Genomic DNA, 16,989 nt, shown 5'->3' on the forward strand with positions numbered 1-16,989 from the left:
GAGAGTTGGTCGCCAATCGGATGGAGCCGCTGACATGACCGCCACCATGACGATGCACATCGGAGAGCTCGCCGAACGCACCGGACTGTCACTGCGTACCATCCGCCACTACGACGAGATCGGCATTCTCAAGCCCACCGGCCGCACGGAAGGCGGATTCCGTCTCTACACCGCCGAAGACGAATCACGCCTCCTCCTGATCCGACGTATGAAGCCGCTCGGATACTCCCTCGAAGAGACGGGGCAACTACTCGAGCTGATCGACGCGCTGACCGAGAACCCCGGTGATGAGGGCTTGCGTGACCGACTGGAGCTCGTGCGTGCCGAGGCGAACGAGCGTCGCGATCGGCTGCGCGCTCAGCTCGAGGCCGCCGACGACTTCCTCGAGCAACTCGGCCGCCGCTGACCATTCCCCCCTCCAGGTTGACCGGTCCAGCCAACGACCATCCTGCTGCCGTAATCTCTTCCGTAACGTGAGATTGGGAGGTCGGTGTGGCGACAGAGGACAAGCATCCCCTTCAGCAGGAGGACTACCACCTGGTCCAGGACTACATGATCACCAAGGCGGTGATGTGCCTGGCCACCAACGCCAGCCTGACCGAGTGGGAACACGAGATCACCGGCATGCAGGTAGCGTCCGGTGAGCAGTGGCTCCGACGAAACGCCATGCTCTTCGACTACACCCTGGCGCGCATCCTCGCCGCCTACGGCAGGGACGCGCACCTTGCCGAAGCCGACCTAGCCGGCCCGACCGAAGCATTCGTCCGCCGCTTCGTCGCCGCCGTCGCTGCGCAAAATCAGAGCAGCGCCGAAGAGCTCTGGGTGACGGCTAATGAGAATGCGGCCCGACTCACCGGGACCCGCATGCGCTCAACTACCCCACTCCTGATCAGGGTTCGCCAGACAGCCCAACACCTCGAGACGCACCTGGACCTTCACCAGGTTCCCGACGAGTACTTTCCCCCGCAGTTCGTCTCATAGTCTCCACCTACGCTTCGCCAGACGGTCCTGAGCGGGCGCTGAGTCCGTCGGGCGCGAAGGACCAATCCGCATGTGCGTCCGAGTTCAGCGCGAACGCATTGTCAGCGCGTTGGACGGCACGTTCTTCGTGGGGGTGGCGCGCGCCGGCTCTAGCCAGGTCCCACCGGACTCATGATGGAGGACAACGCGTCTCGACGCTCCCAACGAGTCCTGAACACCTACTCAGCGCCGCTGGCCGCTGCCGCCATGTACGCATCCTCGACGGCTCGGCGCCGCGCGACGTCCTCGACGACGAATCTGCGGAAGTCGGCGGCGCGATCCGCAATGGGTATTTCTTCGACTGCCGGGGCGGGATCTTCCCCTGGCCACGCGGTCTGACGTGTCGCCCTGTCACGGTCGAGGCGTGAGCCGCACGCGGCGACCCAGTCGTGCAGGCGCTCGCGCGCCTCGGCAAAGTCCTGGTGCCAGCCGAGGGGAGCGGAGCCATGCTGCTCCTCGTCGTATGCGCAGAGCCAGTGCAGGTGTAGGGCGGAGAGTTCCCAAACGAGTTCGGAGTGGCGATGCCACAGCGGCGGGATGATCGACGGTCCGAGACCGTAGGTGCGTCGTAGCCAGTTCACCCACCTGTCCAGCTCCACCCACTCGAATGCAGCTCGATCCGAAGTGAGCACGTTCCAGTTCACCGGGCGGGGTACACTCGGCAGGCCATCGACCTCACCTTCAGGGCCGTCCGGCGACGGTGGCTCGAACTCGTATCCCGGAAAATGCAAGGGCTCGTCGGCGGTCATCAGGTGCTCAGATGGCCACGGGTCTAGCGGCGGGCTTTGCCGTCGACGGGGCGGATGCCGTGACCGACGGGAGCTGGTTGCGGCGGCGTTGCAGGATGTAGTTCGTGCGCGCGGAGTCGTGGCCGAGGCGCTTCGCGACGAACTCCTCGGTCTCGACCGTTTCGCCGTCGCGCTCCCGCGTCGAGGTGTGCGTGTATCCCTCTGCGATGAACACATCGCCCTTGTTGAACATCGCGTAGGCGCGCTCAGCGTTACGTCGGAACATGACGAGGTCGTGGTACGTGGTCTCGGTCTGAGTGAAGGTTCCGTCTTCATTGCGTTCGAAGTGCTCCTGACCGATGCGCACCCAGAAGCGGGCTTCGCCTTTCGTGTTGAACGCCAATTGAGGCTGCGACGCGATGAACCCGGAGAGAGATTGCTGGGTGTGGATAGTCATCGGATGCTCCTGCCAGGGGCCGCATGTCGGCCGTCACCCGTTAGGTGGGTTCCCTATCCCCGCCGCAGTTGTTCCTCGACTCGAGCCCGTTCAGCGCGAAGTTCTGCAGCGTCGGACCGGGCAGTCCATTCGCGCAGGCGCGTGACGATCGGCGGTGCCGACCTCAGCAGCAGGAGCGCCGTGCCGTACGGCAGCGTGCGAATCACGTCGGGCGGCATGATCGGAACACGGCGCGTTGATCGCTGGTTGGAGCGCATACCGCGTTCACCGATCGTGATCGAGTCGGTGGCCTCGTCGCGGTCGCCGATCAGGGTGGCGATGTCTTGGAGGTCTCGAGACCCTGAGGCGCCGCCGAGCACGATCTTGGCGATGCTCGCGTCCCAGATCGCCGTGGCTGCGTTGTCGCCCCACCGCTGACGGGCCTGCGCGAGTGACTGAAGCACCGGCATCGTGGTGACACCGGTGCCTCCGCCTTCGGCCATTAGGACAGGCAGCGACGGCAGAGGGGCGAGGTTGCCGATCTCATCCAGCGCGAGAAGCAGCGGCGGGTCGAGGCGGGCGCCTGGGGATCTCGCGGCAACGCGCCTCGCGGTCTCGACCAGGTCTTCGACTAACGCGGCGACGAGGGAGGAGGATGCGCCGGCGCCGGCGCCCGTCGCGAGAAGGTACAGGGTGCCGTTACGTCGGAGAAAGGTCTCCGGATCGAACCGCTCGTCCTCGCTCGGGCTGACGGCGTCGAGAACACGGGGGTCAGCCAGAGCCGCCAACGCCAGGGAGACGCCCTGCCAGATCGAGTCGCGCGTACGGGGGTCGGCGTCGATCATCGCCTCAAGCGACTCGGCCCATCCGGTCGCGGCGGCAGGGTTGGAGGTGAGGATCGCGACGGCATCCTTCGCCGCGGCCGGGTCGAGCGTCCAGCGAAAGAGCTCACCAGGTGAGCGGCCATCGAGCGCTGCGGCGTGCAGCAGCGACTGAAGAGCCGTGCGGGTCTTGCCCTCCCAGAAGCCGCCGTTCTCCACCCCAACACTCGACAGGCCTGTACCGGCTGCGAGTCCCGTGGCGCGAATCATCGCGGTGAGTGGTATCTCGCAGCCGCGCACCGGCGACCACCGCAAGCCCGCCGGCACACCCGGAGCGAGATGTTGCGGATCGAACACGGCGACCGGTCCTCGTCTCATACGCGAGCGAATGGTGGTCGTGAGGTTGTCCGGCCTGGTGGAGGTCGTGACGACGGCGCCAGGTGCATCGAGGATCGCGTTGATGACGATGTGGGCGCCCTTGCCCGACCGGGGAGGGCCGATCACGAGGATCGAATCCTCAACCGACGTCCACACCTTCGTTCCTCGCGCCACTCCCACGAGGTAGCCGACGTCCTCGCATCGCGGCTTGTCGACGGACGCGCGAAGGTGCGTAGCGCGCGTCAGCAACGCGTGATCGGAGGCAGCGCGGCGCACGTCGGCCGCGGTCGCGATTCCGGCGATCCTGTTCGGGTCGGATCTGGCATGACGAGTGTGGTTTCGGATGACGCGCCAGACCCACCACCCCGAAAAGCTGAGCAGCGCCACGAACGCCACGACGACAGCCCAGTACGCCACGGCGTTGAGCCCAGGAGATCCGAGTGCCGCCCCCGGGTCGGCGGGGGACCCGAAGACACCGAGCCCCGCGGCCAGACCACCTGTCGGCTGCTCCGCTCCTGTTAGGAAGGCGGCGAGATTGCCGCCCACACGCAGGATGCCGGCGATCGCAACGGCCCCGCCGAGAGCGAGCAACGCGACGTTGGTTAGCCCGTCGGGACCGGAGACACCGACACCGTGGGGACCCGTCATGTGACGATCCCGAAAGCACACGTGCCGGAGATTCTGCCCACGAGGACAATCTCGCCCTCGGCGGTCACGCGGCAGAGCCCCGGTTCCAGCAACGCTCGAGCGGACCCGTCCGCAGAAGCCTGGATGTGACGCACGATGATCGCTAGGGCTACGTCTTCGCCAGGGAGGAAACCCTCTTCGCCGCAAACAACGCGAGGCGGCCCGATCGAGGGAATGGCATCGATAAGTGCTTCGCGAGCGACCTGCGACTCCGTTGGAGCACTCGACTCTCGGCCTTCAATCTTCGGCGGCGCGCTCGGGCTGAGTGATCCCTGCAGCGGCCGGGTGATGATGTCGGTGAAGACAGTGCCGTCAGCCTCGTAAACTACGACCCGCACCGGCGAGCCGAGAGCGAGCAGGACCGTGTCTATGACTTCCGCGAAGGACGCGCGGGTCCAGGGTGCCCCGAACCGAGGCGGTTCGAATGGCGTCCCGTCGACGGCGACGGTCATTGTGCCGTTCGCCGAGATCGTCATGGTGATAGCGGGAAGGACCGCCGGCACACGGATCGCGTCGGTGGATCGTCGTACTGCGTGCGCTGTCGTCATTTCACGCCCTCCGTCATCCGGCTCGTCGTGTCGAATGCTGCGAGCTCCGCGGGGTGCAATTGGTGCTGAACCACGAAGCTGCGGTCCTTGATCCTCCAGAGACCTTGTCCCGTTGCCAAGCCGGGCAGCAGGCTCTGCTCAGTGCCAGTGAGGCCCAGCGCGGTCGCAGTCGCTCCGAGTTGGTCCGCTTCCTGCCGGTAGATGATTCGCGTCTCCGCGTTGGCGAGGAGGGATGAGGCGATCGCGCGCATCGCGGAGCCCCGGTCGCCGACGTTGTCGAGGTCGGAGAGCTTGTGGAAGACGAGCAGGTTCGCGATTCCATAGTGGCGGGCGAGTCGCCACTGTGCATCCATTCGTCGCAGAAGGGCGGGATGCGACATGAGACGCCAGGCTTCGTCATAGATGACCCAACGCTGCCCGCCGTGCGGGTCGAGGAGCGCGGATTCCATCCAGGCGGAGGAGCACGTCATGAGGACGGACACGAGCGTCGTATTCTCGGCAACGCGCGACAGGTCGAGCGAGATCATCGGCAGGGTCGGGTCGAAGGTGACGGTGCTGGGGCCGTCGAACAGGCCGGCGAGATCTCCGGCGACCAGCCGACGGAGTGCGTGCCCGACGACCCTTCCGTCCTCGACGAGGCGGCGGTCGGATTGCTGGGATACGTCCGGGGAGAGGATGCGTTCCACGACCATCGGCAGAATCGGGGTCTTACATGAGCGGACAGTGTCCGCGAGAGCGAGGTCGATCGCAGTGTGCTCCAGCGGGCTCAGTGGTCGTTCGAGCACGGTTTCGGTCAGCGCGCCGATGAGGTCGCGGCGACGCGAAGCCACCTGGCCGGCCCAGCTCTCGTCGGAAACGCCGGATGGGCGATGCCCTTCGTCGAGCGGATTGAGTCGGTTCGCCATGCCGTGCCCGAGCACGATTGCCTGTCCACCGACCGCTTCGGCGACGGCAGTGTGTTCGCCCTTCGGGTCGCCGGGGACGTAGACGCGGCGACCGAAGGGAATCGAACGCGTGTAGAGGCTCTTCACGAGCGATGACTTACCGGAGCCCACGATCCCCGCCAGGACGATGTTCGGCGCGGTGATCATCCCACGTGAGTAAAGCACCCACGGGTCATAGACGAACGACGCGCCCGAGTAGAGGTCCTGGCCGACGAAGACGCCCTGCGAACCGAGTCCGCCTTCGGCGAGGAACGGGTACGCTCCGGCGAGCGTGGCACTGGTGTCCTGGTGGCGCGGTATGCGCAGGCGGCCGGGGGTTCGGAGCGCGGCGGGCCGCGACTCACCTGAGGCAGGTAGGTAGGTCGTCGCGCGTAGATCCGCGCGCTCCGCTTCGGCCTCGGCACGGTCGGATTCGGTGGTGGCAGCGCGAGTGGCGTCACTGAGACGCCGGGATGCCTTTCGTCGGGCACGACGCTCCTTCCTGCGTTCGCCTGCCGGGTCCACAAGCGTTGTGGTGTGTATGCGCTCACCTCCGTGCGCGTTCACAGCGACATCCCGTTGCGGCGGCTAACTTTGGCACCAGACCCCTGCAAGGCGAATGGGTCAGGGCGCTGAAACGAGTCGTTCGGATTGACGCGGGGCGCGACTGATTCCGTGACCTTCGGCGCGGCGCCGACGGATGGGCTCCAGGCGATTCGGCCGGAGTGCTGAGATGCGCGATCGAGGGCCAAGCCGGCCCGAGCGACAAGGGTCGACGCACGCCGCAGCGCGAGGGCGGCTGCATGGGCTTCCTCCACCCCAGCCCAGTGATCACCGTCGTCAGTTCGGGCGATCGAGTCTGAGCTGGTGTGCGCGAACGCGAGCTGATCGAGCACCTGTTCGAGCGATCTCAGGCCGCCCAGCAGATCCCCGACCACCTCGTACGTCTGTGCCGGGTCATCGAACGTGCGCGTGGCGTGCGCGAGAGCGCGCAGAGCGTGACACGCTTCCTCGCCATCGACGACAGGATCCTGGAATGTAGGCATTGCGTGTCCCCTTGCAACGGAAGTCGTCAGTCAGGTGCGCGAGGTGTCCCCGCGCGTCATACGGTTCGACACAGGGGCAGAGCGGCGACGGTGAACGCTTGCGCCTGCTGGCCCACGAGCCTCCGTGTTTCGCAGGCAGCTTGCACGGCGGCCTGCTCGATCGCCGCGACTGCGGCATCCAGCTCGTCGACGCTCGGCGCCGACACTGCCACGAGCCCGGTGAATCGCAGCACGCCGTGACCAGCCGTGAGGTCTGATTCTTGCTGGACGACGTCGTTGTACTCGGCGGTGCGCGCGGCATCCTCGATCTGCCCGACTTTCGCACGCTGCGCGGCATCCGAGAGAAGTCCTACCTTCTTTCTCCTGATGTCCCGTGCGGCCAGGTCGGCACGGACCGGCGTGCACGTCAGAGTGAATGTTCGTTGGATGCCCGAAGTCAGCAACAAGGGGGAGAGGAAGCCTGGGTACACCTGTGACCTCGGCCACTCCGAAATCCAGATAACCGCGTGGTGGGCCGAGTCGGTACGCAGCCGGTCCCAGGTTTCGGAGACTGCGACGGGGCCGGCCGTTGCGAGAGATCGACCGATCTCCCCGTGTCTCTCGAGCGCGGGAGCGGCTGCGGGATCGTATGCGGAGCGCAGCACCACCGCGACCTCGCCTGGGCTCAGCCAGCCTGTGGGCGTTAGGTCAGCTGCCCGCAGTGCTGCCACCAACGTCGTCATCTCCTGACGCAGTACACCCGCGGCCCCCTTCATGCCACCCCCGGCGGCGCGGATCTGGCGGGCCGCCGCGCGCATATCGAGCGCGAGGGCGATTGTCGTCTCATGCCGTTCGCCGGCGGGGCCAGCGCGCTCAATGAGCTCCTTGTACGTGACCGCGGGCCAAGAGTCATCGTCGACGCCATGCCGGGCCCACCATTCGGCAAGCCCGCTTCCGGAGCTGGGCACTGTGCGCTCGGAGATCTGAACGCGCGCGATGCGGCCCGACCGGCAGACCGTCGCGAGCACTCGCCCCCAGCCGGCCACCCGACGCTCCTGTTCGCCGCTGTCGAGAAGAACGAACGCTGGATGCGTGATGCCGGCGATTGCCGTCAGGGTCTGAGTGTGAGGGTCTTGGATCATGGCGGCACCCGTCTCGGGGTCGACCCACTCTCGGAGCGCGGCGGCGTCGCCGGGGAGTGCGAGCGTGCCCGCGGGGCGCGGCTTGACCAAGTCCGCGCGGAATCGCAGCTGCCCGCCGACGCTTCGCCACACCCAGCGGATTGAGATCGGCACCCATTCGATGAGCTTCCGGCCACCCACGGGAACGAAGGCAAGAGCGACGCTCGTCACCCAGATCGGTGATGTGAGGCCGAACAGGATGCCGCCGCCCAGGTACACCGCACTGGTGAACGCGACTAGCCCGATGGCGAGTGTCACGAGCTGTGCCAGGGAGAGGCCGAGCATCACGCCTCGCTTAGACAGGCGGGAGAACTGGACCGGGTGCAGTTGGTTCGCGCGCGGGGTGTTGCCCGCTGTCATGCTGTCGTCCTCTCGCGCGGAGTGGGGATCGGCCGCGGGTGCGGGGTCGGTGTGCGCGGCTGTGGGGTCGGTTGCCCGGCAGCCGGGGAGGTCGTCGGTGACGGTGGTATGTCTGTCGGATTAGCGCCCTCGGAATGTCCCATGGCTGCTGATCCGGTGGCGTTGCCGAGCTTGGGTCCAGCGGAGGCTGCCTTGCCGACCACCTGACGGCCGACGATGACTGCGGCGGCCGGGCCGGCGGCCGCCGCAGCGCCTGAAGTTCCTGCGCCGGACGCTGCTGCACCAGACGCACCCGCGCTGGCACCAGATCCAGCGGTGTTGGCAGCGGCGCTCGTCGCCACCGGGGGCGCCGATCCACTCGAGGTGCCACCCCCGTCGAGGATCGACTTCGCCGACTTCGCACTCGCGGGGCTCACTGGCACGGGGACTGGCCGATTCAGCGCGCCCTTAGCCTCCTGTTCGGTCGACATCGCGTGGTACATATCGACGCCGACGAACGAGATGAACTTGTAGGTCATGTATGGCGCGAAGGCTGCGACGAGCATGAGTACGACTCCGGCCACGGGATCGCTGATGGACGCGAGATCAACGTCGATCGGCGCCGCGGTCTGGTTGATCGCGACGAGGAAGAGGACGACAAGCACGAGCTTGGAGAACACGAGGGCCACAACGAACGCAACCCACTTGCCGAACCAGCCGCGGGTAGCATCCCAGGAGAATCCGGCCAGTGCGATCGGCGCGAACACGATAGCCACCAGGAGCAGGGCTTTGCGGATGAGGAGCGAGAACCACACAATCGCGGTGGCTGCGATCGCGAGTCCTGCGAGGAAGATCGTCATGATCGCGCCGACGCCGGGGCTCGCGATGTTGATCGCGACCAGCCCGGCGGCCATCAGGGCGATTCTGTCGCCCATTCCCTCCATCGTGTTTCCTGTTGCCTGGACGATACCGATGGCCAGCTGATCCGTGATCTCCAGCAGCGTCGCTGTCAGGGCGATTGCGACGAACGAGCCGAGCACGGACTTGCCGAGCCCCGCAGCAGCTCGTGAGAGCGCGGTCGGATCGCGATGCGCCAATCCGGTGATCAGTTGCAGGCAGAAGAACACGAGCATGACGAACAGCGCGACGCCGAAGAGCAGGTTGTACACGTGCGTGTACTGGTCACCGGTGACGTCGACGAGTGTTGTCGTGTCGAACACCGCCCAGACCGCTTCGAAGAACCACGCGGCGGCTGCGGCGAGCGTGTGGGCGAGCCAATCGAAGGGCGCGGCAACGAGCGATGTGACACCCGACCCGACGGTCTGGCATACCTCAGCGATCGCCGGGATATCGCAAACTCCACCCACTCGCGTCGTTCCTCTCAATCGGCCGCGTTCGCTCAGACGGACTGGCCTACACCCCAGAAGAAGTTCACGAGCGTGACCGACGCCCCGCAGATGAGTGCCGCGCCGCACGCCACCAGAACGCCGAGCTTGCCCCGTGAGGCGAGATGGGGGTTCGATGAGTTGGCCCCATACCCCCACGCGACTGCGGCGATGATGAGGGCGAGCACGGCGAGAATGAGCCCGACTGTCATCACTGCGCCGACGATGACGCGGAGTTGCTCGATGCCGGGAAGTCCTGACCCGTTGGGAACGATGTCGATCACGGTCGTGCTCCTTGTCTGCGCAGAAACGAACCTGCGTACAAGGTGCGTGCGGCGTCCCCGAGATCCGTCGACCCGCGCAGTCCGTGCACGCACTCTGGCTAGAGCTGTTGGCCGACCCCAATGAGGAAGTTCATCCAGGCGACCGCCGCGCCGGCAAGCGCCGCTGCGCCGACAGCAACAAGAAGGCCGTTACGGGCTCGCATGGCCGACTGGTAGTTCCCGCTCGTCGACGCGATCACCCATGTGGTGGCGCAGATGAGGATCGCGAGTACCGCGAAGACCAGGACATACATGAGGAGCGCGCCGACGATCACGCGGAGCTCACCCGCTCCTCCAACCGCTCCGAAGTCCGGGAAGATGTCCATTTCGGTCACCTCACGCGCCTGCCGCGCACGCTGTCCGGCCAGCGGTCGCGGCATCCAATCCTTCGGCCCCATGCTCGGCGAGCCACGAGTCTGCGTCGATGGCCGGCTCGAACGCTCCGCCGGGACGAATCTCGAAGTGCAAATGGGATCCCGTGGACTTGCCGGATGACCCTACGTCTCCGATGTGCTGGCCAGCGGTGACGCGCTCGCCGACCGTCACGTGTACGCCGGTCGCCCACATGTGCGCGTACGCCGACGCCACCCGCTCTCCGTTGACCGTGTGCTCGATGACGATCAGCTGTCCGTAACCCCCATACGGTCCCGCCCAGCTGACGATCCCGTCAGCGATCGAGAAGATGGGTGTGCCGTCTGCCGCGGAGAAGTCGGTTCCTGCATGGAACGCAGGTCGCCCAGTCATGGGGTCGGTTCGCCCGCCATAGCCGCTGGCCAGCACCCACGTGTTGCTCGGGAGGGGAAAGACTATGCGGGTCGTCTCGGGGACGGAATCCAGAGGTGCGCCCCCTCCCGTCACCGACGCGATCGGCCGGGTCAGCACGACGAGTATGGCTTCCGCGACGGGCTGATAATCCTGGTAGCGGTCGGGGAAAGCCGAGCGCTCGACAGCTTGCGCAGCCGAGCCGGGATCGGCTGACTGCCAGCCCGCGATGTCGAGGAGCCCAGCGGGGGAGGGAAAGTTGGGTCCCTCTGGTCCGCCGAAGAATGCGCGCACCTGGTAGTCCGGATCCATGAGCTCTTCAACAGTGCCCCAGCCGGAGGTCGGGCGCATCTGAAAGAGGCCGAGTGAGTCGTGGTCGCTGCCGATGCCGTCGTTGGGTGTGGACATTGTCGCTTTTTGGCGGTGTTTTGTGATCGCTTAGTGACGGGTGTGGCTGGCCGGCGATGTGGACATTGTCGCTTTTTGGCGGTGTTTTGTGATCGCTTAGTGACGGGTGTGGCTGGCCGGCGACTGACGGAAAGCAGAGGTAGTCGGCTCTGTGTGTTAGTTGGTCAGAGTAGGGAGCCGAGGTCGGAGCCGAGGGAGGGGTAGGTGGCGGTGGTGGATTTGAGTTGCCGGGTGGTGAGACCCAGTTTGATGGCGATGCCGAAGGTGTTGATCAGTTCGGAGTAGCCGGGGCCGAGCAGGTGCGCGCCAAGGATCTGATCGGTGTCGGTATCGATGATGATCTTCGCGGCGGCGGTGGTTTCGGCGACCCGGTAGGTGGAGTACCAGTTGCTGGTGTCAGTGAAGCGAACGGCGGTGTTGTGGCTTGTGGCGGCTTCTTCTTCGAGGAGGCCGACCCGGTTCAGCTCCGGGATGGTGAACACGGTCGTGGGGACCCCGGTGTAGTCGGGTGCTGTGGTGGTTCCTTTGAGCATGTTCGACGCGGCGACTTTCCCCTCAAACACGGCCACCGGAGTCAGGGGACGTCCCGCGGTGTCGGCGGCGTCTCCTGCGGCATAGACGGCGGGGTTGGTGGTGCTTTGCAGGTGCCCGGCGACGGTGACTCCACGTAGGCTGCCGGCAATACCGGCAGCGTCCAAATGGAGGCCATCGAGGGCGGGGACGCGACCTGCTCCATGAACGACGAGGTCCGCGTCAAGACGGGTGGTCGTGCCGTGGGTGTTGATGCTGATCTGGAACCCGGCGGGGGCGGCCTCGATGGCGGTGACGTTGGTGTTTCGGTAGACGTGGATGCCGGCTTGCTCGGTGCGGGAGGTCAGCAACTCCACCAGGTCGGGGTCGAACTCGCGCAGGGGTCGCGGGCCGTGGTCGATGATCGTGCACTGCGCGCCGGCGCGGGCGGCGATGTGCGCGAACTCGAACGAGATGAAGCCGCCGCCGATGAACACGATCCGCTGCGGTAGAGCATCGAGGTCGAGGAATTGGGTGCTGTCGATGAGGTGTGCCGCACCGGGGAACGTCAACGGCCTCGGGGTGGCCCCGGTGGCGATGAGGAAGCGGTCGGCGTGGTGGGTAGTGCCATCGATGGTGAGGGTGTTCGGGCCAGTGAACTCGGCGTGGCCGTGAAAAGTGGTGGCACCGTTGCCGGTGAGTTCGTCTTCCATGCCTTTCGGGACACCGTCGGTGAAGCCGCGCTTGCGCCGCATCAGGGCCGGCCAGTCGACACGGAGGCCGCCTTCTGTAATGCCGGTGTCGTTCATCAGCCGGGCGGCATCGACGATTTCGGCGCCGCGGCGGAGGATCTTTTTCGGGTCGCATCCCCGGAGCGCGCAGGTACCGCCGTAGGGCAACGCGTCGACAATCCCGACCCGCCAGCCCTGCGCCGCACACTTGTTCGCAGCGGACGTGCCCGCCATGCCTGCACCGATGACCAGCAGATCGAACGCGTCACTCACCGGATACCCGCTTCGACGGTCCTGATGGCGTCCCGGATCTGCTCTGTCGTGGGCGACCCGGCAAGACCTGCCGGTGTCAAATACACCCGGCACGACAGGCCGGGCGGAGCTTCTGGTGCGGGAAACAGCGGCACACCGTCGGCCAGGAGAGTCGGGGACCCGCGGAAGTCGAGAGCTTCCGCTTCCTCCTGCGTCTCGATGAGCTGCCGGCTCACCGTGACGTCGGATCGTTCCGCGGCGATCACCGTGAGGCGATCCGCGGCCGTCTCCCAGTTCGGGCACCCATCGAAGTACTGCAACGTGATCTGCATGCATCGACCGTAAACGTTGCAGCCCGGTACAAGGTCAAGTGGTGAAATGGGGGTATGCGCATTGGAGACCTCGCCGCCACCACGGGAGTCAGCACCCAGACCCTTCGTTTCTACGAACGCGAAGGGCTACTTTCTGCACCGAGTCGACAAAGCAATGGATACCGGGTCTATGACGATGAGGTCGCTTCCCGCGTCGGATTCATTCGCGCCGCTCAATCTGCCGGATTGACGCTGGCCGACATCGCCGGAGTCCTCACTCTCCGGGAAGACGGGCAGGCGCCCTGCTCGCACGTGCACTCGCTGCTCGATGACAAACTCAATGAAGTCAGGGTCCGTCAACAAGAACTCGCCCGTCTCGAAACAGAACTCGTCGACATGCTCACCACCAGTTCGGCCGTCGACCCAGCGACGTGCTCGGAGCGCAGCATCTGCAACGTCATCCCGCGGCCGCTACCGTAAACCCGTCGTTGTACGCACCAGCAGGGCATCTCGAAAAGCTACAGCTTTTCGAGACATGGTCGGAGGTCCCGCGGACGCGGTTGCCGTCCGCGGGATTATCCGGAGCGGAATGTCTCGAAAACTTGTCTCGACGAAAACTGTCTTAGACGCGTGCGCGGCAGGGTTTTCTGAGTCACACTGATCGTATGAGGCTTCTTGGGTACACGCGGGTCAGCACGACGAGTCAGGATGCGCAGCTTCAGCTGGACGCTCTCGTTGCAGCGGGCGTGCAGAAACGCGACGTGTTCGCCGACGTCACTTCGGGCAGTCGAACGGCGGTGGAGCGCCCCGGGATGAAGAAGCTCATCGAGCATGCTGCCGAGGGAGACACCGTCGTGGTGTGGCGGGTCGACCGTCTCGGGCGGTCTCTGATCGATGTGCTGAACACGGTGAACTTGTTGCGCGAGCGTGGCGTGCACGTGCGGTCGATCTCAGACGGGATCGACCCAGCGACCTCGACGGGGCGGCTGATGCTGAACATGCTGGCCACTCTCGCGGAGTACGAGCGGGAACTGATCGTCGAGCGAGTCACTGCCGGCATCGCGGCCGCGCGTCAGAACGGGACGAGATTCGGTCGACCGTTGTCGGACCCGGCGGTGATCGCCGACAAGCTCGAGCTGGCGCGGGAGGCGCGCGCTAAGGGACGTACCGCCGAAGACGCAGCTCGCCTTGTCGGATGGAGCCGCGCAACTCTCTATCGTCACCAGCAAGCCCACGCCGCTCGCGAGAGCGCCGCAATGTAGCTGCCGTGTGATGGACGCGGAGGAGCGGTGGCGAGTTCTTCGACTGCACGTCGAGGATCAGATCCCGATTGCCACCCTCGCCTGCGACACGGGGATCAGCATCCGTACCCTGCAGCGCTGGAACAGACGGTACCGGGACGACGGCATCTCAGGACTGGAGCCCCGCCCGCGCGTCGACAAGGGAACGCGCCGAACCGACGCCCGAACAGTGACGTTCATCGAACGCCTCGCTCTGACACGACCACGGCCGGCTCTGGCGACGATGCACCGGCTCACCGTCGCTGACGCGAACCAGAGGGGCTCACCGCCGCCGAGCTACTCGACCGTGCGAGATGTCGTGCGGGCTCTCGATCCGGCGCTGGTGACGTTGGCGTTGGAGGGGCCGGCGTCGTATCGCGACCGGCACGAACTCGTCCTCCGCCGTCGGGCAGACCGGCCCAATCAGACCTGGCAGGCTGACCACACCGAGCTGGACATCCTCATCATCGGGGCTGACGGAAAGCCCGACCGGCCGTGGCTGACCACGGTGATGGACGACTACTCCCGAGCGATCTGCGGATACACCGTCTTCACCGGCGCACCTTCGGCAGCCCACACGGCGCTCGCGCTCCGACAAGCGATCTGGCGCAAGACCGACCCCGCCTGGGCAATGTGCGGTCTCCCCGACATCCTGCACGTCGACCACGGGTCAGACTTCACCAGCAACCACCTCGAGCGCACCGCCATCGCCCTGCACATCCGCATCATCCACTCGATCGTCGGCCGCCCCCAAGGACGAGGCAAGATCGAGCGATTCTTCGGCACCATCAACACCGAACTCCTCGCCACTCTCCCCGGCCACCTCAGACCGGGCAACCGCACTCCGACGCCCGTGCTGGACCTTCCCGCGCTCGACCGTTCCATCGGCGCGTTCATCACCACCTACAACGACCGGACCCACTCCGAGCTCGGAGTATCCCCACGCGACGCATGGGTAGCTGACGGTTGGCTTCCGCGCATGCCACGCAGCCTCGAGGATCTCGACACACTCCTCTTAACTGTTCCGAAGAATCGAGTGGTGCAGCGTGACGGGATCCACTTCCAGGGCCAGCGTTACCTCGCACCCACCCTCGCCCCCTTCGTCGGGCACGCGGTCACCATCCGTTACGACCCTCGGGACATCTCCGAGATCCGTGTCTATGACCGCGACACGTTCATCTGCGTGGCCGTCGACGAAGACCACCCGAACGTGCGACTCAGTCTTCGCGACATCGAATCCGCCCGACGCGCCCGCCGCCGCGAGCTCCGCAAAGCCATCAACGAGCGCATCCCGACCGTGGCGGTGCGGACCGAGACGCGACCGCTCCCGCCGCCGCCGCGTCGAAGCCGGCTGCGCACCTACGAAGAGGACGAGTGATGAGCCAGACGTTCATCGTGACGAAGGAGCACCGCCGGTTCGCCGAGTTCGCCAACGCGGTCCGCAAGGAGAAGACGATCGGCATCTGTCATGGAGAGGCCGGCGTCGGCAAAACCCAATCCGCCCGCCGATACGCGAACTGGGATGCCCTCGAGCCGTACATCACCCGATGGGGCCCACGCGGCGAGGAGGATGCCCACCACTACGCCCTCGCCAACCGATCCCGCACCGTCTTCTACACCCCCGAGGTCCTACCCCGTCCCAAGGAAATGATGCGCGAGATCGATCACTGGCACAGCAAAGTCGACGTCTGCGTCTGGGAACACCAGTTGGCGACCGGCAAGATTCACGGACCCCACATCGGCGGCGGGCCCGTCTACGTAGAACTCCTCATCATCGACGAAGCCGAACGGCTCACCCCAGTAGCGCTCGAAATGCTCCGCGACCGCCACGACCGCACACACCTCGCCCTCATCCTGATCGGCATGCCCGGCATCGACCAACGGTTCCGCCACTATCCCCAGCTCTACAGCCGCCTCGGCTTCTCCCACCACTACCGTGCGCTCGGACGCGACGAACTACTCTTCGTCCTCCAAAGACACTGGAAACACCTCGGCCGAACCCTTGACCCAGACGACTTCACCGACGCCCAAGCCATCGCGGCGATTGAACGCATCACCCGGGGCAACTTCCGGCTGTTGGAACGCCTCTTCCCCCAGATCAACCGCGTCCTCAAGATCAACGACCTCGAAACCATCACCGACGACGTCATAGAAGCCGCCGCAAGCATCCTCGTCATCGGCAACTAGCGACACAGAACGACCACAAACACCCGCCACTCAGTGATCAACTCCACAGCGGCGCGCGTCGTCGACGAGGCGCCTGATGTAGCGGAACTGCGTGCCGAAAACTACGGCGCGATACTTCCCGTGTCGGACGGGTTTCGCTACGGTCGACGCGTGGGGCATCTCCTGGGGTACGCGCGCGTGTCGACAACCGATCAGGACGCGTCGCTGCAGGTCGATGCGCTGACCAAGGCCGGGTGCTACCGGGTGTTCGTCGACACCGGCTCCGGGTCGCTGCAGCACCGGCCGGAGCTGGACAAGCTGCTGGACCAGCTGCGCCCGGGGGACACCCTGGTGGTGTGGCGGCTGGACCGGCTCGGCCGGTCGATCCGCCACCTGATCGACCAGCTGCAGGTCCTGGCCGACCGCGGCGTGGGGTTCCGGTCGTTGCAGGAGACCATCGACACCACCTCCCCAGGCGGACGGTTGGTGTTTCACGTCTTCGCGGCACTGGCCGAGTTCGAGCGCGACCTGATCCGAGAGCGCACCAACGCCGGCCTGGCGGCCGCTCGTGCTCGGGGCCGCCGCGGTGGGCGGCCGTCGGCGTTGTCCGCGGACCAGGTCCGGGCGGCCCGACGGATGTATGAGCAGAAGGACATGACCGTCGCCCAGATCGGGCAGGTGCTCGGCGTCTCCCGCACCACCATCTACCGGGCCCTGAACCGCGCGCCCGCCGCAGCGGCCCCGTCACGACGAGCCACGAGCGCCGTGTAGGCCG

The 16,989-nt window shown here is 66.0% G+C and carries 20 protein-coding genes; 7 read left to right on the top strand and 13 right to left on the bottom strand.

The window, feature by feature from the left end; translation table 11 throughout:
* Window positions 1–34: 34 nt before the first annotated feature.
* The gene (locus KZC50_RS09750) at window positions 35–406 is read left to right on the top strand and encodes a MerR family transcriptional regulator (protein WP_248240753.1); all 372 of its coding nucleotides are present in this window, start codon (window positions 35–37) and stop codon (window positions 404–406) included.
* Between the two features lie 86 nt (window positions 407–492).
* Window positions 493–981 (top strand): hypothetical protein, encoded by a 489-nt coding sequence (locus KZC50_RS09755; protein WP_248240751.1) that lies wholly within the window; start codon window positions 493–495, stop codon window positions 979–981.
* A 218-nt stretch (window positions 982–1,199) separates the two neighbouring features.
* Here the strand turns inward: KZC50_RS09755 and KZC50_RS09760 are convergent, their stop codons facing one another.
* From KZC50_RS09760 to KZC50_RS09820, 13 genes are all read right to left on the bottom strand, one after another.
* Window positions 1,200–1,769, bottom strand: coding sequence for a hypothetical protein (locus tag KZC50_RS09760; protein ID WP_248240750.1), 570 nt, complete (start codon window positions 1,767–1,769; stop codon window positions 1,200–1,202).
* 7 nt (window positions 1,770–1,776) lie between these two features.
* Window positions 1,777–2,205 carry a single-stranded DNA-binding protein gene (locus tag KZC50_RS09765; RefSeq protein WP_248240747.1) on the bottom strand — a complete coding sequence of 143 codons (429 nt, stop codon included), beginning with the start codon at window positions 2,203–2,205 and terminating at the stop codon, window positions 1,777–1,779.
* A 53-nt stretch (window positions 2,206–2,258) separates the two neighbouring features.
* On the bottom strand, window positions 2,259–4,031 hold the full coding sequence (locus KZC50_RS09770; RefSeq protein ID WP_248240746.1) for a type IV secretory system conjugative DNA transfer family protein: 1,773 nt from the start codon (window positions 4,029–4,031) through the stop codon (window positions 2,259–2,261).
* On the bottom strand, window positions 4,028–4,618 hold the full coding sequence (locus KZC50_RS09775; RefSeq protein ID WP_248240742.1) for a hypothetical protein: 591 nt from the start codon (window positions 4,616–4,618) through the stop codon (window positions 4,028–4,030). Before KZC50_RS09775 ends, KZC50_RS09770 begins: the two co-directional genes overlap by 4 nt.
* The gene (locus tag KZC50_RS09780) at window positions 4,615–6,108 is read right to left on the bottom strand and encodes an ATP-binding protein (RefSeq protein WP_248240741.1); all 1,494 of its coding nucleotides are present in this window, start codon (window positions 6,106–6,108) and stop codon (window positions 4,615–4,617) included. Before KZC50_RS09780 ends, KZC50_RS09775 begins: the two co-directional genes overlap by 4 nt.
* Entirely contained in the window at window positions 6,105–6,587 is a 483-nt protein-coding gene (locus KZC50_RS09785) for a hypothetical protein (RefSeq protein ID WP_248240739.1), read from the bottom strand. Before KZC50_RS09785 ends, KZC50_RS09780 begins: the two co-directional genes overlap by 4 nt.
* A 56-nt stretch (window positions 6,588–6,643) precedes the next feature.
* Complete coding sequence (locus tag KZC50_RS09790; RefSeq protein WP_248240737.1) at window positions 6,644–8,107, bottom strand: SCO6880 family protein; 1,464 nt, start codon at window positions 8,105–8,107, stop codon at window positions 6,644–6,646.
* On the bottom strand, window positions 8,104–9,453 hold the full coding sequence (locus KZC50_RS09795; RefSeq protein ID WP_310891914.1) for a TrbL/VirB6 family protein: 1,350 nt from the start codon (window positions 9,451–9,453) through the stop codon (window positions 8,104–8,106). Before KZC50_RS09795 ends, KZC50_RS09790 begins: the two co-directional genes overlap by 4 nt.
* Before the next feature lie 32 nt (window positions 9,454–9,485).
* The gene (locus tag KZC50_RS09800; protein WP_028495551.1) at window positions 9,486–9,755 is read right to left on the bottom strand and encodes a DUF6112 family protein; all 270 of its coding nucleotides are present in this window, start codon (window positions 9,753–9,755) and stop codon (window positions 9,486–9,488) included.
* 98 nt (window positions 9,756–9,853) lie between these two features.
* The gene (locus KZC50_RS09805; RefSeq protein WP_248240734.1) at window positions 9,854–10,120 is read right to left on the bottom strand and encodes a DUF6112 family protein; all 267 of its coding nucleotides are present in this window, start codon (window positions 10,118–10,120) and stop codon (window positions 9,854–9,856) included.
* 10 nt (window positions 10,121–10,130) lie between these two features.
* On the bottom strand, window positions 10,131–10,964 hold the full coding sequence (locus tag KZC50_RS09810; protein ID WP_310891574.1) for a M23 family metallopeptidase: 834 nt from the start codon (window positions 10,962–10,964) through the stop codon (window positions 10,131–10,133).
* A 164-nt stretch (window positions 10,965–11,128) separates the two neighbouring features.
* Window positions 11,129–12,478, bottom strand: coding sequence for a dihydrolipoyl dehydrogenase family protein (locus KZC50_RS09815; RefSeq protein ID WP_082750005.1), 1,350 nt, complete (start codon window positions 12,476–12,478; stop codon window positions 11,129–11,131).
* A complete protein-coding gene (locus KZC50_RS09820; protein WP_060921760.1) occupies window positions 12,475–12,789 on the bottom strand; it encodes a hypothetical protein in 315 nt (104 codons plus the stop codon). Before KZC50_RS09820 ends, KZC50_RS09815 begins: the two co-directional genes overlap by 4 nt.
* A 54-nt stretch (window positions 12,790–12,843) precedes the next feature.
* Here KZC50_RS09820 and KZC50_RS09825 point away from each other — a divergent pair, with 54 nt between their 5' ends.
* From KZC50_RS09825 to KZC50_RS09845, 5 genes are all read left to right on the top strand, one after another.
* Window positions 12,844–13,248 carry a heavy metal-responsive transcriptional regulator gene (locus KZC50_RS09825; protein ID WP_310891575.1) on the top strand — a complete coding sequence of 135 codons (405 nt, stop codon included), beginning with the start codon at window positions 12,844–12,846 and terminating at the stop codon, window positions 13,246–13,248.
* A gap of 185 nt (window positions 13,249–13,433) precedes the next feature.
* Window positions 13,434–14,030, top strand: coding sequence for a recombinase family protein (locus tag KZC50_RS09830; RefSeq protein WP_310891576.1), 597 nt, complete (start codon window positions 13,434–13,436; stop codon window positions 14,028–14,030).
* Window positions 14,031–14,040: 10 nt separating this feature from the next.
* Entirely contained in the window at window positions 14,041–15,426 is a 1,386-nt protein-coding gene (locus KZC50_RS09835; protein ID WP_310891577.1) for a TnsB C-terminal domain-containing protein, read from the top strand.
* A complete protein-coding gene (locus KZC50_RS09840; RefSeq protein ID WP_310891578.1) occupies window positions 15,426–16,235 on the top strand; it encodes an AAA family ATPase in 810 nt (269 codons plus the stop codon). The genes KZC50_RS09835 and KZC50_RS09840 overlap by 1 nt, the downstream gene beginning before the upstream one ends.
* A gap of 150 nt (window positions 16,236–16,385) precedes the next feature.
* A complete protein-coding gene (locus KZC50_RS09845) occupies window positions 16,386–16,985 on the top strand; it encodes a recombinase family protein (protein WP_310891579.1) in 600 nt (199 codons plus the stop codon).
* Window positions 16,986–16,989: the final 4 nt, after the last annotated feature.

It is taken from the genome of Microbacterium aurantiacum (assembly GCF_031625015.1).
GTDB classification, from domain to species: Bacteria; Actinomycetota; Actinomycetes; order Actinomycetales; family Microbacteriaceae; genus Microbacterium; species Microbacterium aurantiacum.

What these genes read in the sequence shown, in the direction of transcription:
- KZC50_RS09750 (WP_248240753.1), top strand. Translation starts at nt 35, where the DNA reads ATGACCGCCACCATGACGATGCACATCGGAGAGCTCGCCGAACGCACC.
- KZC50_RS09760 (WP_248240750.1), bottom strand. Translation starts at nt 1,769, where the DNA reads ATGACCGCCGACGAGCCCTTGCATTTTCCGGGATACGAGTTCGAGCCA.
- KZC50_RS09765 (WP_248240747.1), bottom strand. Translation starts at nt 2,205, where the DNA reads ATGACTATCCACACCCAGCAATCTCTCTCCGGGTTCATCGCGTCGCAG.
- KZC50_RS09770 (WP_248240746.1), bottom strand. Translation starts at nt 4,031, where the DNA reads ATGACGGGTCCCCACGGTGTCGGTGTCTCCGGTCCCGACGGGCTAACC.
- KZC50_RS09775 (WP_248240742.1), bottom strand. Translation starts at nt 4,618, where the DNA reads ATGACGACAGCGCACGCAGTACGACGATCCACCGACGCGATCCGTGTG.
- KZC50_RS09785 (WP_248240739.1), bottom strand. Translation starts at nt 6,587, where the DNA reads ATGCCTACATTCCAGGATCCTGTCGTCGATGGCGAGGAAGCGTGTCAC.
- KZC50_RS09790 (WP_248240737.1), bottom strand. Translation starts at nt 8,107, where the DNA reads ATGACAGCGGGCAACACCCCGCGCGCGAACCAACTGCACCCGGTCCAG.
- KZC50_RS09805 (WP_248240734.1), bottom strand. Translation starts at nt 10,120, where the DNA reads ATGGACATCTTCCCGGACTTCGGAGCGGTTGGAGGAGCGGGTGAGCTC.
- KZC50_RS09810 (WP_310891574.1), bottom strand. Translation starts at nt 10,964, where the DNA reads ATGTCCACACCCAACGACGGCATCGGCAGCGACCACGACTCACTCGGC.
- KZC50_RS09820 (WP_060921760.1), bottom strand. Translation starts at nt 12,789, where the DNA reads ATGCAGATCACGTTGCAGTACTTCGATGGGTGCCCGAACTGGGAGACG.
- KZC50_RS09825 (WP_310891575.1), top strand. Translation starts at nt 12,844, where the DNA reads ATGCGCATTGGAGACCTCGCCGCCACCACGGGAGTCAGCACCCAGACC.
- KZC50_RS09830 (WP_310891576.1), top strand. Translation starts at nt 13,434, where the DNA reads ATGAGGCTTCTTGGGTACACGCGGGTCAGCACGACGAGTCAGGATGCG.
- KZC50_RS09835 (WP_310891577.1), top strand. Translation starts at nt 14,041, where the DNA reads ATGGACGCGGAGGAGCGGTGGCGAGTTCTTCGACTGCACGTCGAGGAT.
- KZC50_RS09840 (WP_310891578.1), top strand. Translation starts at nt 15,426, where the DNA reads ATGAGCCAGACGTTCATCGTGACGAAGGAGCACCGCCGGTTCGCCGAG.